Genomic DNA, 16,598 nt, shown 5'->3' with positions numbered 1-16,598 from the left:
AAACTTGCGCTTCATTTGAACTGTGTATTATGGGCGCGAGGTCTGACCTTTTCGTTATGGGATAAACCTGTTAATTTCTAGTTTAAAATAATTAAGCTTGCTTCACAGCTTGAATTTCGAAGTTTAATGTGATTTGATCGCCAACAAGTACGCCGCCAGTTTCTAGGGCCGTATTCCAAGTTAAGCCGTAATCACTGCGTTTCACTTTACCAGAACCACTGAACCCTGCTTTATCATTGCCCCATGGATCTTTTGCTTCACCTTCAAATGTAACTTGGAATGTTTCCACGCGGGTAACGCCGTGAAGTGTCACATCTCCGGTAAGTGCATATTCATCATCACCAGTTTTTGTGATGCTTTTAGACTTAATCGTTAATGTTGGGTATGTTTCAACATCAAAAAAGTCAGCTGAACGAAGGTGATTATCACGGTCTTCGCTTCGGGTATCAATGCTAGCAACATCGATTGTGAATGTGATATCTGCAGTTGTTAAATCAACTGGATCTGCCTCGATTACTGCATCGAATTGATTAAAAGAACCTTTCACTTTAGAAATCATCATATGCTTAACAGAGAATGCCACTTCACTATGGCTTACGTCAATTGCCCACTTTGTTTTTGTCATGTTAAAATTCCTCCCCAATAAATTATAATGAAATTATAATGAAATTATATATTTTTAATTCGAGATAATTTAATACAAGATAAATTATAAATTCAATTTATTGGATTGTCAACGGCATTTACAAAAAACTAACAAATCCTTTAAATGAAAATATTATTAATTGGGATTATTTTCTTGTGGATAGGGAAGGTTGATAGTAGTTCATTTTAGAGGAGGAAAGAGTGTGGCAAACAATCAATCACAAGATCCAAATCAAACAGAAGATGGTTTAACGAATCGTCAAGGGCATCCTGTGACGAATAATCAAAATATGAGAACGGTTGGCAATCGTGGACCGACAACTTTAGAAAATTATGATTTCATTGAGAAAATAAGTCACTTTGACAGGGAAAGAATACCGGAACGGGTCGTGCATGGTCGCGGTGCCGGTGCACATGGGTATTTTGAAGCATACGGAAAAGCGGGGGACGAGCCTGTTTCGAAGTATACGCGGGCTAAGCTTTTTCAAGAGGCGGGAAAACAGACGCCTTTGTTTGTTCGCTTTTCTACCGTTATTCATGGAACTCACTCGCCGGAGACATTGCGTGACCCACGTGGCTTTGCGGTAAAGTTCTATACCGAAGATGGAAATTGGGATTTGGTCGGTAATAATTTGAAAATTTTCTTTATTCGTGATGCGATTAAATTTCCTGATATGATTCATGCTTTTAAGCCAGACCCAATTACCAATCTGCAGGATAATGAACGGTTTTTTGATTTTTGCTGTAATTCACCAGAATCATTTCACATGGTCACTTTCGTTTTCTCACCTTGGGGCATTCCAGCTAATTACCGTATGATGCAAGGGTCAGGTGTTAATACATATAAATGGGTGAACAATGAAGGAAAAGCTGTTCTTGTGAAATACCATTGGGAACCTAAACAAGGAATTAAAAATTTAACGCAAAAAGAGGCAGAAGAGATTCAAGCGACCAATTTCAACCATGCTACACAGGACTTGTATGATGCAATTGAACGTGGTGAATATCCTGAATGGGAGCTACTTGTCCAAGTGATGAGCGATGATGATCATCCTGAACTGGATTTCGATCCTTTAGATGATACGAAATTATGGCCTGAAGATCAGTTCCCATGGCTTGCGGTCGGGAAAATGGTTCTGAATAAAAATCCAGAAGATTATTTTACTGAAGTAGAGCAGGTAGCATTTGGAACGGGTGTTTTGGTTGATGGTCTTGATTTTTCGGATGATAAGATGCTTCAAGGCAGGACATTTTCCTATTCTGATACACAGCGTCATCGTGTCGGTGCAAACTATTTGCAGCTGCCAATTAATGCACCTAAGAAAAGGGTAGCAACAAATCAACGCGGTGGTCAAATGCAATATCGAGTTGACCTCGGGGAGAATCAGAACCCACATATCAATTACGAGCCTTCACTCCTTGGCGGCTTGCAAGAAGCAAAGCAAGAAGGGAAAGAATACACCCCTTATATCGAAGGAAAGCTTGTGAGAGAATCAATTGATCGCCAAAGCAATACGAAGCAAGCAGGTGAAACGTATCGAATGTTTGACGACTGGGAGAAGGATGAGCTGATCTCTAACCTTGTTTCAGGACTCGCTCCAGTAGATCGCCGAATACAAGCCAAGATGATTGATCTTGCCCAAGAAGCGGATGAGGAATACGGCCGCCGTCTACGGGAGGGCTTGGCGAATGCTCCAAGGGAAGGATCCAGTCAAAAGCCCCTTGGAAATAAAGTTGGAGAAAATGCACCTGAAAAAGCAATCGAAAAAGGACATGACGCAGAACCATATTAAAAAATGAAGACTTAAAACAGGATATTTAAAAAGGGTCAGCCCCGACTTTATTTACAGTTTATAGTGTTATACACACTTAGTTTAAACTGGATGGGGGGTGACTCTTTTATTTGTGGACTGAAAACCTCAAGTTGTTCATGAAGCGTATCATGATAGCTAATATCGTAAACCAATGGATTTTATCCGATAAATGAATTAAACTGAAACTACTTAAATAGTAAATGGGTTTTGCTGTAAAATCACAGTGGACTGTAAGGAGATGGAAGAATGGTTAAGTTTTTATCTGCTCTAATCGTTCCTGGCTTACTTGTTATCTTATTTTCAAGAGTGACGTTTAATCGTTTTGTTGGTCTTGCATTGACGGTTGCCTTGATTGCAGCCTCGGCATATAAAGGATATACACATACATGGATTTTGATTATCATAGACGCGTTTTCTTTAACAGTCGGGTTTTGGTATTCAACAAAAATGTTAAAACGAATATCATGAAGCAAGGACGAGGTACCGCTATCTTCATTTTTACTCCCCTATTATCTAGACACGTAGACACATGGTGAAATTTGCGCCATGTGATTTTTGTAATGGCTAACCTCTCTAATTATAAAACAATCGAGATTGATTGGTTTAATCTAGCTCTCTGTCGAATAAAGCTGTTGCACTTTTATCCCGGTTTAACAAGCTGTAATACTCTACTGATGGAGGTTTCACTTTATTATCGAAAAAAGTGTCGAATGGACGTTCGCTTATTATTGGTTTCTTAGTAGTCCATTGTGGTAGAATGTGTATAGAAAGCTTCAATAAAGGGCTATAAATAGATATGAATGACTTAGACGAAAGCCTAACGGTAAAAACATGTAAAATTCATTGTAGTACGTGTTCAAAAAGGAGGATAAAAAGAGCCGAGAAGTTCGAGGAGCGCATCTCGAGAGGACCGGAGCGTATGCAATAATACGTGAGGACCGGAGAGACAGAGCTTTGATGCAATTCGACAGCTATTTTTACCGGACTTTTTGAACATCCTCTTATAGACAAGGAAAAGTTTTGCATATGAGAAATACTTCTATAGAATGGAGGATTGCTTAGTGAAGGATCAATTTGAGTTAGTCTCCAACTATTCACCACAAGGAGATCAGCCTGCTGCAATTAAGGAATTAATTGCAGGAGTAGAAAGCGAGAAACGGTATCAGACATTGCTTGGGGCAACTGGAACGGGAAAAACATTTACTGTTTCAAATGTAATCAAAGAAATTAACAAACCAACATTAGTCATTGCTCATAATAAGACACTTGCAGGGCAGCTGTATAGTGAATTCAAGGAGTTTTTCCCGAATAATGCTGTTGGATATTTTGTTAGTTATTATGATTACTATCAACCGGAAGCGTATGTTCCATCCACGGATACATATATTGAAAAGGATGCAAGCATTAATGATGAGATTGACAAACTGCGTCACTCTGCTACATCTGCGTTATTTGAACGTCAAGACGTCATTATTATCGCCAGTGTCTCATGCATTTTCGGTCTCGGTTCTCCCGAAGAATATCGGGAAATGGTTGTATCGCTCCGCACAGGTATGGAAATTGACCGAAATAAACTGCTTCATAAATTAGTGGACATTCAATATGAACGAAATGATATAGACTTCCACCGTGGGACTTTCCGTGTACGTGGTGATGTAGTTGAGATTTTCCCAGCTTCTCGTGACGAACACTGTGTTCGTGTGGAGTTTTTTGGTGATGAAATTGATCGAATACGTGAAGTGAACGCGTTAACGGGAGAAATTACCGCTGAACGCGATCATATCGCAATATTCCCAGCCTCCCATTTCGTTACCCGTGAAGAGAAAATGAAGGTAGCGATTGAGAATATCGAAAAAGAACTAGAAGAATGGTTAGTCGTGCTACGCAAGGAAGACAAACTTCTCGAGGCCCAACGCCTTGAACAGCGTACAAGATATGATCTTGAAATGATGCGTGAAATGGGTTTTTGTTCGGGAATTGAGAACTATTCTAGACATTTAACATTGAAGCCCCCTGGTGCAACACCTTATACATTAATTGATTATTTTCCAGAAGATTTTCTGCTTGTTATTGATGAATCGCATGTAACTTTGCCACAAATTCGTGGAATGTATAACGGTGATCAGGCGAGAAAACAAGTGTTGGTGGATCACGGATTCCGGATGCCTTCTGCTAAAGATAACAGACCGCTTCGATTTGAAGAGTTTGAGGAGAAAGTCCATCAAGCGATTTTTGTATCCGCGACGCCTGGGCCGTTTGAGTTGGAACATACACCGGAGATGGTCGAGCAAATTATTAGACCAACTGGTTTATTAGATCCAAATATTGAGGTGAGACCGATTGAAGGTCAAATTGATGATTTAATCGGTGAAATTCAGGAACGCATCAAACGAAACGAGCGTGTACTTGTCACAACGCTGACGAAAAAAATGTCTGAGGATTTAACGGATTATTTAAAAGAAATTGGAATTAAGATTCAGTATCTCCATTCTGAGGTAAAGACTTTAGATCGAATTGAAATTATCCGTGAACTACGAATGGGGAAATATGATGTACTTGTAGGGATTAACTTGCTAAGGGAAGGTCTCGACATTCCAGAAGTATCTTTGGTGACGATATTGGATGCCGATAAAGAAGGATTCTTGCGCTCGGAACGTTCACTTATTCAAACAATTGGCCGTGCAGCCAGGAATTCAAACGGCCATGTGATTATGTATGCTGATCGGATGACGAATTCGATGGAATTGGCCATTAGTGAGACAAAGCGGCGCCGTGAAATTCAAGAACAGTACAATATCGAACACAATATTACTCCACAAACCATTCAAAAAGAGGTTCGTGGTTCCATTCGTGTGACCCATGCAGCAAAAGATACGGAAATATACGATACAGCACCTAGTTTCACTAAAATGACGAAACAGGAGCGAGAACAGCTAATTATAAATACGGAAAAAGAAATGAAAGAAGCAGCTAAAGCCCTCGATTTTGAGCGGGCAGCACAGCTTCGTGATCTTTTAATCGAGTTGAAAGTGGAAGGGTGACAAGACAATGGCATTGGAAAAAATAACGGTTATCGGTGCACGAGCCAATAACCTAAAGAATATTGACGTCACAATCCCGAGAGACAAGCTTGTCGTCCTTACCGGATTGTCGGGGTCAGGGAAGTCATCGCTTGCATTTGATACGATATACGCAGAAGGGCAACGGCGCTATGTCGAATCTCTCTCTGCTTATGCTAGACAATTTTTAGGACAAATGGATAAACCCGATGTTGATTCAATTGAAGGTCTTTCACCGGCGATATCCATCGATCAAAAAACTACAAGTCGTAATCCGCGTTCAACAGTTGGAACGGTGACGGAAATTTACGATTATTTACGTTTACTTTACGCACGCATCGGTAGGCCGACATGTCCTAATCACGGCATTGAAATTTCGTCCCAAACGATCGAACAGATGGTGGACCGGATTTTAGAATACCCTGATCGGACAAAAATGCAAGTGCTTGCTCCAGTTGTTTCAGGAAGAAAAGGGACTCACGCTAAAATTTTTGAAGACATTAAAAAGCAAGGCTATGTAAGAGTTCGGGTAGATGGCGAGATCCTAGATGTAGGGGAAGATATCACACTTGAGAAAAATAAAAAACATTCGATAGAAGTCATTATCGACCGGATCGTGATTAAAGAAGGAATAGCCGCGCGCCTTGCTGACTCCATGGAAAGTGCTTTAAAGCTTGGTGAAGGAAAAGTATTGATCGATATTAATGGGGAAGAAGAGCTTTTGTTTAGCGAACACCATGCTTGCCCTTATTGTGGGTTCTCTGTTGAAGAATTGGAGCCACGCATGTTTTCTTTTAACAGCCCATTTGGTGCCTGCCCAGATTGCGACGGTCTCGGTACGAAACTTGAAGTCGATAAGCAGCTCGTCATTCCGAATGAAGAATTAACGTTAAATCAGAATGCATTTGCACCTTGGGAATCGACAAGTTCGCAATATTATCCTCAACTACTGAAAACCATTGCTGATCATTACGGAATTGATATGGATACGCCAGTTAAAGATTTATCGGCTGATTTGCTGGATAAGGTTTTATATGGATCTGGAACAGAAAAAATTCTCTTTCGTTATGAAAATGATTATGGCCGGTTGCATGAAAGCTATATAAACTTCGAAGGTATTTTGAATAACGTGGAACGACGCTTTAAAGAAACAAGCTCAGATTATGTCCGCGACCAGATGGAAAAGTATATGGCGCAACATGCTTGTCCAACTTGTAAAGGACAAAGATTGAAAAAGGAAAGCCTATCGGTGCTCATCCAAAAGCAAACGATTAGTGAAACAACTGCTTATTCGATTGAAGAAGCCGTTCATTTTTTTGAAAATCTAGATTTAACGGAAAAGGAACAAGCGATTGCCAATTTAATTTTGCGTGAAATTAAAGAACGTTTGGGCTTTCTTGCCAATGTCGGCTTGGAGTATTTAACGTTAAGCAGAGCAGCTGGTACACTATCAGGTGGGGAAGCTCAGCGAATCAGGCTTGCAACTCAGATTGGTTCACGTTTAACTGGTGTTCTTTATATTTTGGATGAGCCGTCAATCGGTCTTCATCAAAGAGACAATGATCGCCTTATTGAAACACTGAAGAATATGCGTGAAATTGGCAATACGCTTATCGTTGTTGAACATGATGAAGATACGATGCTTGCTGCAGATTATTTGATCGATGTAGGACCGGGAGCAGGTGCTCACGGCGGGAAAATTGTTTCAGCAGGTACGCCACAGGAAGTAATGGATGATCCCGATTCGTTAACTGGGCAGTATTTGTCAGGGAAAAAGTTTATCCCATTGCCATTAGAACGTCGCAAAAGTGATGGTCGTTATATTGAAATCAAAGGAGCGAAAGAAAACAATCTTAAAAATGTGAATGTGAAATTCCCTCTTGGTACATTTACAGCTGTTACTGGTGTTTCGGGGTCTGGGAAAAGTACGTTAGTGAATGAGATTCTTCATAAATCGTTAGCGCAAAAATTGAACCGGGCAAAAGCTCGTCCAGGTTCTTTCCGAGAAATCAAAGGTATCGATTATCTTGATAAAGTCATTGATATTGATCAGTCACCGATCGGTAGAACGCCACGTTCAAACCCTGCTACATATACAGGGGCTTTTGATGATATTCGAGATGTGTTTGCGACAACGAATGAAGCGAAAATCCGCGGCTATAAAAAAGGCCGTTTTAGTTTTAATGTCAAAGGCGGTCGCTGTGAAGCTTGTCGTGGCGATGGAATCATTAAAATTGAAATGCATTTCTTACCTGATGTGTATGTCCCTTGTGAAGTATGCCATGGAAAACGGTATAATCGTGAAACGTTGGAAGTGAAATATAAAGGCAAAAATATCGCGGATATCCTCGAGTTGACGATAGAAGAAGCCGTTGAATTTTTTGAAAATATCCCGAAAATCAGCCGAAAACTACAAACGATTCAAGATGTTGGCTTAGGTTATATTAAACTTGGTCAGCCAGCAACGACACTTTCGGGTGGAGAAGCACAGCGGGTTAAGTTAGCCTCTGAACTCCATCGTCGTTCAAACGGCCGCTCTTTCTATATTCTTGATGAACCGACGACAGGACTTCATGTCGATGATATCGCTAGGCTTCTTTGCGTTCTTCAGCGCCTCGTTGAAAACGGAGATACCGTTCTTGTCATTGAACATAATCTAGATGTCATTAAATCAGCCGATTATTTGGTCGACCTTGGTCCTGAGGGCGGAGATAAGGGCGGAACGATTATCGCAACTGGTACACCAGAGGATATCGCTAAGGTAGAGGGGTCTTATACAGGGAAATATCTAAAACCTATACTTGAACGAGACCGTATCCGAATGGAGAAGAGAATCGAGGAAAAAGAGCATGAACATGTATAAGCAAGCCAATTTGGCTTGCTTGTTTCGTATTTAAAAGAAGAATTTTGTAGAAAAGCGCTTAATCAACTGATTGATTAAAAGGAGAAAAAAGATATGCTGCTAGCGACATATTATGTGGAATTCGTTGATTATTATGTCATTTGTAATTGTCGAATGGTAGTGTGGAGATTTAGTGAGTGAAGGAAATATTTGAAGACTTCTTTTTTATTCTTAATCAATTGATTGATTAAAATGAAGGGGACAGCGCATTTCAAGGGATATATGCGTAGAAATAGGTGAATATTTTGTCGGTGTGAAAGGGTGAATTTTGCAGGATTTACGATAATCAGCTTAATCAAACGATTGATAAAAAGGGGTGCAAACATGCAATTCAATGGACACCCTTCTTTAAAATCGTTAATTTTTATCCCGCATTAACGAGCAGTCCCCCCACTAATTGAAGTTTCACTTTATGTCGTTTAAAATTATCAAAGTTAAATTTTGTAAGTGATGAAACTTTCATGAATGGTAGGCGTATTAATTAGTAAGCGTGTTTTCAGTTTTTTGACTGAAAGTACTACCTGATTGCTTCAATAATCATTCACTGGAAAAGAGAAATGTTTACTTTATCCCGGCCTAATTTTGTGAGAAAATCGAGAAAACGTGTGACATAATAGATTGAAATTGGAGGGAAACGAAATGAATGAAGAAAAAAAGCGAATTCTGCAAATGGTTCAAGATGGGAAGCTATCAACGGAAGAAGCTTTAAAGATTTTAGAGGAATTAGATCTGGCGAGTAAAGAATCGGAGAAGAAAGAACAAGTGTTGGTCAATGAATTATCGACCGTCGTGCTTGATAAAGAAGGTACCAATAAACAACAAGATTATTTTAATAAAAAAATTAGCTCTTCAAAAGAGAAAATCTTTGAATTCGTAGAGAGTGCCGTGAAAAAAATTAAAGAATCGGATTTTGACTTCAATTTTGGTGCTTCACACGAGATTTCACATATTTTTACCCATGATCAAACACCCCTCAAAGAAATTGAGATAGATATCGCAAATGGAAAAACGAAAATTATCCCATGGTCGAATGATGAAATTAGAATCGAATGTCAAGCGAAGGTTTATCGCGGCGCAATGCAGGATGAGGCAAGAGAAGCGCTGTTAAAAGACGTGCATTTTTCAGTAGAAGATGAGAAATTACGTTTCCATTTATTACAGAAATCGATAAAGGCTGACGTCACTCTGTATATCCCGAATAAAGAGTACGAAGAAGTGTATATCCGCATGTTTAACGGTTCTATTTCTGGCGAGTCTTTAAAAGCAAATCATTTTAAAGTAAAGACCGCCAACGGAAAAATTGCGATCGAGGGCGTGACAGGGAAAACACTAGATGCTGAAACGGGAAATGGAAATATTTCTATTCGTCAAGCTACTATAGAAAAAATCGAGACAGAAACATTAAATGGCTCGATTCATGTTGATGGAATTTATAAAAACCTTGATGCTCAATCATTCGCCGGTCAAGTGATATGTCGTGTTGAAGAACCGAATTGTGAATATATTTCCGTCAAAACAGTAACCGGGAAGCTGGATGTATTCCTGCCTACGGGAATTGCTGTTGAAGGTGAGCTGAAATCGAATCTTGGTAACTTCAATGTAACTTTGGATGGGATTCAAATTATCGAAGAGAAAAATGATGTCATTCAAAAAGCGTTGAAATTCAAAACGACTAAGCATATTGTACCTGTCCTTCATTTGTTTGCCGATACGAAAACGGGAGGCATTTCAGTATCGTAAAATGAAGCTTTATTACGGTTAAAAACAAGAGGGTGTCCCAAAGGGTATGACTGCGCATTGTATATACAGTTCAAAGTAGTACTTAGGCTTCATTTGACCTGTATATTGTCATTGCAAGGTCAATCTCTTTCAATAAGGGGCATCCTCTTTATAGTTTAGCAAGGATATTTTTTGATTGAGTGGCTTTTTAAAAATCCTTTGTTTGGATATTAGTAGAAAAATGCTAAAATAAAGATTACCTTAATAAGTGAAATAATTTAACTCCAAGGAGGATAATGATACATGGCAAAAGTACGCGTAAAAGATTTGGTAGATACATTCAATCTTGAATTAGTCAGTGGTGAAGAAGGGATTAACCGTCCTATTATTACAAGTGACCTTTCTCGTCCTGGCTTGGAAATTGCAGGTTTTTTCGATTTTTATCCTGCTGAGAGGATTCAACTACTTGGAATGACAGAGATGTCTTTCTTTGAAAAGCTGAGCGCGTCGGAAAGAACAAGCAGAATGGAAAACTTGTGTAGGGATATTACACCTGGAATTATTATTAGCCGTGGGCATGAAGTTCCGGAAGAGCTAATCATTGCATCTGAACAACAATCGGTCCCAGTGATGAGATCGGGTATGAAGACAACCCGGCTATTTAGTCACTTGACTAATTTTCTTGAAAGTAAACTTGCGCCGACAACCGCTGTCCATGGGGTACTGATTGATATTTATGGAGTCGGCGTGATGATTACTGGGAAAAGTGGAGTGGGTAAAAGTGAGACTGCACTCGAGTTAGTAAAACGAGGACATCGTTTAGTTGCGGATGACTGCGTGGAGATTCGTCAGGAAGATCAGGATACACTAGTTGGCAATGCTCCGGAACTGATTGAGCATTTACTTGAAATTCGCGGACTGGGTATTATTAATGTCATGACATTGTTTGGTGCAGGTGCTGTAAGAAGCAATAAGAAAATTTCCCTCGTTATCAATTTGGAGCTTTGGGAAAAGAACAAGCAGTATGATCGGGTCGGCCTTGATGAGGAAAAAGTAAAAATAATTGATACAGAAGTAACGAAATTAACGGTTCCTGTACGTCCGGGAAGAAACTTAGCTGTTATTATAGAAGTGGCCGCGATGAACTTCCGTTTGAAAAGAATGGGCGTCAATGCAGCTGAAATATTCTCAAGTCGGTTGAATAACACGATTTCTGGAAATGGGCACGAAGAATTTTAATGTAAACCTTCATCCACGTAAGAGCCATTCCAACTGATGGAGTAAGTAATCTTGGATGAAAATTTCTTGGAATAGAAAAGAGGGAATGTAATGGAGCAAGATATACAGCCATTAAATCCTATTGCATTTGATTTAGGTTTTTTGGCAGTGCATTGGTATGGGGTCATTATCGGATTTGGTGTTCTTCTAGGTTTGTATATTGCTACTAAGGAAGCGGACAGAAGAGGGATTGGTAAGGAAACCTTTATTGATATGATACTGTTTGCTGTCCCTATTGCAATTATTAGTGCGCGAATTTATTATGTCATCTTTCAGTGGGATTATTATTCACAAAATCCGGGTGAAATCATTCAAATCTGGAACGGTGGAATCGCGATACACGGAGCGATCATTGGTGCTGTATTAACGGCTATTGTTTTTTCAAAAGTAAGGAAATTATCGTTTTGGAAACTTGTAGATGTAGCGGCTCCAAGTCTTCTTTTAGGGCAGGCTATTGGCCGTTGGGGTAATTTTATGAATCAGGAGGCGCATGGTGGGGAAGTGACGCGTGCCTTTTTAGAAAATCTCCATTTACCTAATTTTATTATTAATCAAATGTACATAGAAGGAGCTTATTATCATCCGACCTTTTTATATGAGTCGCTTTGGAACTTATTAGGTGTCGTGTTATTGCTATTTTTAAGAAGATCGAACTTGCATCGAGGGGAGATCTTTTTATCCTATGTCATTTGGTATTCAGTGGGTCGATTCTTCATTGAAAGCTTGCGGACGGACAGTCTAATGCTGACAGAAACGCTACGCATTGCCCAAGTTATTTCAATCGTATTAATTGTAGTGGCAATCGGCCTTTGGGTTTATAGAAGAGTTCGGGGATATGCCGATGAAAAATACTTAGAGGCATAATGAACGAATCGGGGTGAAAGGAATTGATTGGTAATTCGGTAAAAAAGGGTCTATTGGTAGGGTTAAAGACTACTTGGACTTTAGGTAAAGTGATCTTCCCAGTTACATTGATTGTATCCGTGCTTCAATATACACCGGTTTTACAATGGATCATCGATTTCATTGCTCCTTTTATGAATATGATTGGACTGCCGGGAGAAGCTGCGATTCCTCTTGTATTAGGCAATTTTTTAAATTTGTATGCAGGAATTGCCGGGATTTTAACGCTTGATTTATCGGTGAAAGAAGTCTTTATTATTGCCATCATGTTATCGTTTAGTCACAATTTGTTTATTGAATCGGGCGTTGCAGCGAAGGTTGGTGTAAAACTTTGGGTTATCTTAACAGTTAGAATTGGCTTAGCTTTACTTGCTGCTGTTATTATTAATCTAGTTTGGCAAGGTGGATCAGAGCTTGCTAAATACGGGTTTGTTAGTCCGGATACAGTGGAAATCAATGGTGCATGGGCGATTCTATTAAATGGATTGGAACGGGCTGCATCTGGGGTACTGCAATTAGCTTTCATTGTTATTCCATTAATGGTTATCATGCAGATCATGAAAGATTTGAAGTGGCTAGATGCTATGTCAAAGGTTTTGGCTCCATTTACAAAGATTCTAGGGATGAAGCCCAATACATCGATGACGATGGTGGCAGGTCTCACAATCGGATTGGCGTATGGAGCTGGTGTCATGATTCAAGCTGCAAAAGAAGATAATGTAAGTAAAAAGGATATGACGCTTGCTTTTATTTTTCTAGTGTCGTGTCATGCTGTGGTTGAGGATACATTAATATTTATTCCGCTTGGGATTCCGGTATGGCCGTTGTTGGTCATCAGGCTAACAACAGCTATTCTGTTAACGATGATTATCGGGTTTATTTGGAATCGATCGGAATTTACGCAAAGGAAGGAAGCTTATGAACAGTAAAATTACAACTTTATTATTCGATTTAGATGGAACATTGATTAACACAAATGAATTAATTGTTGCTTCATTTTTGGATACATTAAATCATTATTACCCTGACCGGTATAAACGCGAGGACGTCATTGCTTTTAATGGTCCGCCACTATATGAAACATTTCATAGTATTGATCCGGAACGTGTGGAAGAGATGGTGAAGCATTACCGGAAGCACAACTTGGAGCATCATGATTTATTAGTAACGGAGTTTGATGAGGTGTATGATACGCTCAAGACATTGAAGGAGAGCGGCTATAAATTAGCGATTGTTTCAACGAAGATAAGTGACGTTGTGAAAAAAGGCTTGCAGTTGACGAAGTTGGCTGAATTCTTTGAGGTGATTATTGCGCTCGATCATGTGGAAAAAGCGAAGCCGGATCCTGAACCAGTTCAGAAGGCATTGGCTTTATTGGGTTCGTCACCTGAAGAGTCGATCATGATTGGTGATAACTATCACGATATTCTGTCTGGAAAAAATGCCGGAACGAAAACAGCAGGAGTGGCTTGGTCGGCGAAGGGCCGGGAGCATCTTGAGCAATACGATCCGGATTATGTTCTTGAGAAGATGTCAGATTTAATCACGATTTTAGAGGACTAAGGCTTATGAGGCGGACAACAAGGTACCCGGTAGAAGGTGCAAACTCGCTTTGGCATGTCTACAAAACGGTTCCTTTTTGGAAAGTTGTGAAGAATTTTAGTGTGATTCAGCTCGCCAGATACATGCCCTTTTTAGGAATGAAAAACTGGCTGTATCGTGTTTTTTTAAGAATGAAAGTTGGCGATCAAACGTCATTTGCTCTCATGGTCATGTTGGATTGTATGTTTCCTGAAAAAATCATAGTCGGCAGAAATACAGTCATTGGCTATAACACGACGATTTTGGCTCATGAATATTTAATTAAGGAATATCGGCTAGGTGAGGTTGTGATTGGCAATGAGGTCTTAATCGGTGCCAATTCAACCATTTTACCAGGAGTTGTCATTGGTGATGGAGCCATTGTGTCGGCTGGTACGCTTGTTCATAAAGATGTACCGGAAGGCGCTTTTGTTGGTGGGAACCCCATGCGCGTCATTTACACGAAAGAAGAAAGAACGAATCAATTGGAAATTTGAATCAAATGAATGAATAAAAGATGTCCGAAAAGGGCCAGACCTTGCAAGCTATACACAGTTCAGAGTGGTACAACCACTTAAATTGAACTGCATATAGTCATTGCAAGGTCTGGCCCTTTTATTATGGGAAATGGGGTTTGAACCCTGCGATACCTTGCGTAAACCTATGAATTACAAGGGGGTTCAGGATGTGAGAAAAGTTGGGAAATAGGGTATGACCCCAAAATGTTGTGCTTGACGTGTTGCTATTTGAAGGGTAAAATATGGGTAACTTCAATTCGGTAGTATGGTAGTGAATTAAAGGATTCTGTTTTATCTGTATACTTACATAGCAAATTTTGGTTGGTTTTGCGAGAATGAATAAGAGTGAAGATAATTCTTGAAGGATGTGTTGTTGTGACCAAGCCGTTTATGTTTGAAAAACCACTAGGCATGCGAGATACGCTTCCGTTGTTATATGAAACGAAAGCATTGGTAAGAAATCGCATGAGCGTTGAGATTAAGAAGTGGGGATATCAATTTATTGAAACGCCTGCGTTGGAATATTATGAAACAATCGGAGAGGCTTCAGCAATCTTAGATCAGCAATTGTTTAAATTATTGGATCAGCAAGGACACGCACTTGTTCTAAGACCGGATATGACAACGCCAATTGCCAGAGTTGCAGCATCTAAGCTATTAAAGCAACAGATCCCATTACGCCTTGCATACTCAGCCAATGTGTACCGGGCGCAGCAAAGAGAAGGTGGACGCCCTGCAGAGTTTGAACAGATCGGAATCGAGCTCATTGGTAATCCATCCATTAGTGCTGACGCAGAAATCATCTCATTGCTTGTAGATGTGCTTAAAGCTACAGGTCTCAAAGATTTTAAAATAGCAATCGGGCATATTGGCTTTTTACAGGAATTATTTATTAGTATTTTAGGAAATGAAGAACGAGCAGCAGTTTTACGGAAATATTTATATGAAAAAAACTATGTAGGCTATCGTGAGCATGTGAAGTCACTGCCATTATCGTCGATTGACAAGCAGCGATTAATTGATTTCGTTTCCTTAAGAGGCGAAGAGAATACGTTGAGTCAAGCTGCTACCTTACTTGAACGTGAAACGGGAAGAGAAACGCTTCAAGATTTAAAAGAGTTGGCTCTGCAACTAAAGGAATTTGGAATCGAAGAATTTATCTCGTTTGACTTAACGCTAGTCAGTCATATGAGTTATTACACGGGCACTCTTTTCGAGGTATATGCCAATCAGGTCGGTTCACCGATTGGCAACGGAGGTCGATATGACAGCCTTCTTGAAAAATTCGGTTGGAACACTCCTGCAACGGGATTTGCCATCCGAATGGATCGTTTGACCGAAGCGCTAGGTGGAATACAAGAAATGGAAACATCTGAATGTGTCGTCTTTAGTCCTGAACGGAGAAAAGAAGCACTCATATTTGCCAAAGAAAAACGAGAACAAGGGATCAACGTAACGATTCAAGAAATTAATGCGCTAGAGAATGTTGATGCATTTACTAAGGCATTTCATGAGGTCCATTTGTATATCGGAAATGGAGGTGCAAGAAGTGAATAGCTTTCTAACGATTGCGATGCCAAAAGGTAGGATTTTTGAAGAAGCGGTAGATTTATTACGAAAAGCGGACTTCCGTCTCCCTCCAGAATTTGATGATTCACGAAAACTCATTTTAGAAGTAGAAGACGAGAATTTACGATTCATTTTGGCAAAACCTATGGATGTGGTCACCTATGTGGAGCATGGTGTTGCGGATGTTGGGATTGCAGGGAAAGATGTTATGTTGGAGGAAGAACGGGATGTCTACGAATTACTGGATTTGAAAATAAGTGCTTGCTATTTAGCGGTAGCCGGACTTCCAAATACAAAAATCAGTGATATCACGCCGAAAATCGCCAGTAAATATCCGAATGTGGCCTCCAGTTATTTTCGTGAACAAGGTGAACAGGTAGAAATTATTAAGTTGAACGGATCGATTGAACTAGCACCTCTAATTGGGCTCGCAGAAAGAATTGTGGACATTGTGTCGACTGGGCAAACATTAAAGGAAAATGGACTTGTGGAATATGCAAAAATTGCCGATGTGACCTCAAGATTAATTGCAAATCCGGTGAGCTATCGAATAAAAGAAAAGAGAATTACGGAAATTGTCGATCGGCTTGCAGAAATAGTAAATCAGTGA

13 protein-coding genes are annotated in these 16,598 nt (G+C 39.8%); 12 read left to right on the top strand and 1 reads right to left on the bottom strand.

The features are described from left to right. Positions 1-91 precede the first annotated feature (91 nt). Entirely contained in the window at positions 92-625 is a 534-nt protein-coding gene (locus AC1MGI_RS03095) for a YceI family protein (protein ID WP_480348438.1), read from the bottom strand. A 223-nt stretch (positions 626-848) separates the two neighbouring features. Here AC1MGI_RS03095 and AC1MGI_RS03090 point away from each other — a divergent pair, with 223 nt between their 5' ends. From AC1MGI_RS03090 to hisG, 12 genes are all read left to right on the top strand, one after another. Further along, positions 849-2,438, top strand: a complete 1,590-nt coding sequence (locus AC1MGI_RS03090) for a catalase (protein ID WP_480348436.1) — start codon at positions 849-851, stop codon at positions 2,436-2,438. Positions 2,439-2,705: 267 nt separating this feature from the next. Beyond that, positions 2,706-2,927, top strand: coding sequence for a CsbA family protein (locus AC1MGI_RS03085; RefSeq protein ID WP_062185685.1), 222 nt, complete (start codon positions 2,706-2,708; stop codon positions 2,925-2,927). A gap of 593 nt (positions 2,928-3,520) precedes the next feature. Further along, positions 3,521-5,500, top strand: a complete 1,980-nt coding sequence (gene uvrB / locus AC1MGI_RS03080) for an excinuclease ABC subunit UvrB (protein ID WP_480348434.1) — start codon at positions 3,521-3,523, stop codon at positions 5,498-5,500. Positions 5,501-5,507: 7 nt separating this feature from the next. Then, complete coding sequence (uvrA, locus tag AC1MGI_RS03075; RefSeq protein ID WP_480348432.1) at positions 5,508-8,381, top strand: excinuclease ABC subunit UvrA; 2,874 nt, start codon at positions 5,508-5,510, stop codon at positions 8,379-8,381. Positions 8,382-9,059: 678 nt separating this feature from the next. Beyond that, positions 9,060-10,160, top strand: a complete 1,101-nt coding sequence (locus tag AC1MGI_RS03070; protein ID WP_480348431.1) for a DUF4097 family beta strand repeat-containing protein — start codon at positions 9,060-9,062, stop codon at positions 10,158-10,160. 282 nt (positions 10,161-10,442) lie between these two features. Next, positions 10,443-11,378, top strand: a complete 936-nt coding sequence (gene hprK / locus AC1MGI_RS03065) for an HPr(Ser) kinase/phosphatase (RefSeq protein ID WP_480348429.1) — start codon at positions 10,443-10,445, stop codon at positions 11,376-11,378. Positions 11,379-11,468: 90 nt separating this feature from the next. After that, positions 11,469-12,281: a prolipoprotein diacylglyceryl transferase gene (lgt, locus tag AC1MGI_RS03060; RefSeq protein WP_480348427.1), complete on the top strand. Its 813-nt coding sequence runs from the start codon at positions 11,469-11,471 to the stop codon at positions 12,279-12,281. Between the two features lie 23 nt (positions 12,282-12,304). Further along, positions 12,305-13,249, top strand: coding sequence for a nucleoside recognition domain-containing protein (locus AC1MGI_RS03055; protein WP_480348425.1), 945 nt, complete (start codon positions 12,305-12,307; stop codon positions 13,247-13,249). Then, on the top strand, positions 13,239-13,883 hold the full coding sequence (ppaX, locus tag AC1MGI_RS03050; protein WP_480348424.1) for a pyrophosphatase PpaX: 645 nt from the start codon (positions 13,239-13,241) through the stop codon (positions 13,881-13,883). The genes AC1MGI_RS03055 and ppaX overlap by 11 nt, the downstream gene beginning before the upstream one ends. A 5-nt stretch (positions 13,884-13,888) precedes the next feature. Continuing rightward, a complete protein-coding gene (locus AC1MGI_RS03045; protein ID WP_480348422.1) occupies positions 13,889-14,398 on the top strand; it encodes an acyltransferase in 510 nt (169 codons plus the stop codon). Between the two features lie 396 nt (positions 14,399-14,794). Further along, complete coding sequence (locus AC1MGI_RS03040; RefSeq protein WP_480348420.1) at positions 14,795-15,976, top strand: ATP phosphoribosyltransferase regulatory subunit; 1,182 nt, start codon at positions 14,795-14,797, stop codon at positions 15,974-15,976. Further along, positions 15,969-16,598 (top strand): ATP phosphoribosyltransferase, encoded by a 630-nt coding sequence (hisG, locus tag AC1MGI_RS03035; RefSeq protein WP_480348418.1) that lies wholly within the window; start codon positions 15,969-15,971, stop codon positions 16,596-16,598. The genes AC1MGI_RS03040 and hisG overlap by 8 nt, the downstream gene beginning before the upstream one ends.

The sequence above is a fragment of the Peribacillus sp. BM1 genome (assembly GCF_056679975.1).
The sequence above is the reverse complement of the archived record's forward strand: the minus strand, read 5'-3'. Positions and strand labels throughout refer to the sequence as shown.

Coding starts and splice junctions, on each gene's coding strand:
- AC1MGI_RS03095 (WP_480348438.1), bottom strand. CDS start 625: ATGACAAAAACAAAGTGGGCAATTGACGTAAGCCATAGTGAAGTGGCA.
- AC1MGI_RS03085 (WP_062185685.1), top strand. CDS start 2,706: ATGGTTAAGTTTTTATCTGCTCTAATCGTTCCTGGCTTACTTGTTATC.
- uvrA (WP_480348432.1), top strand. CDS start 5,508: ATGGCATTGGAAAAAATAACGGTTATCGGTGCACGAGCCAATAACCTA.
- AC1MGI_RS03070 (WP_480348431.1), top strand. CDS start 9,060: ATGAATGAAGAAAAAAAGCGAATTCTGCAAATGGTTCAAGATGGGAAG.
- hprK (WP_480348429.1), top strand. CDS start 10,443: ATGGCAAAAGTACGCGTAAAAGATTTGGTAGATACATTCAATCTTGAA.
- lgt (WP_480348427.1), top strand. CDS start 11,469: ATGGAGCAAGATATACAGCCATTAAATCCTATTGCATTTGATTTAGGT.
- ppaX (WP_480348424.1), top strand. CDS start 13,239: ATGAACAGTAAAATTACAACTTTATTATTCGATTTAGATGGAACATTG.
- AC1MGI_RS03045 (WP_480348422.1), top strand. CDS start 13,889: ATGAGGCGGACAACAAGGTACCCGGTAGAAGGTGCAAACTCGCTTTGG.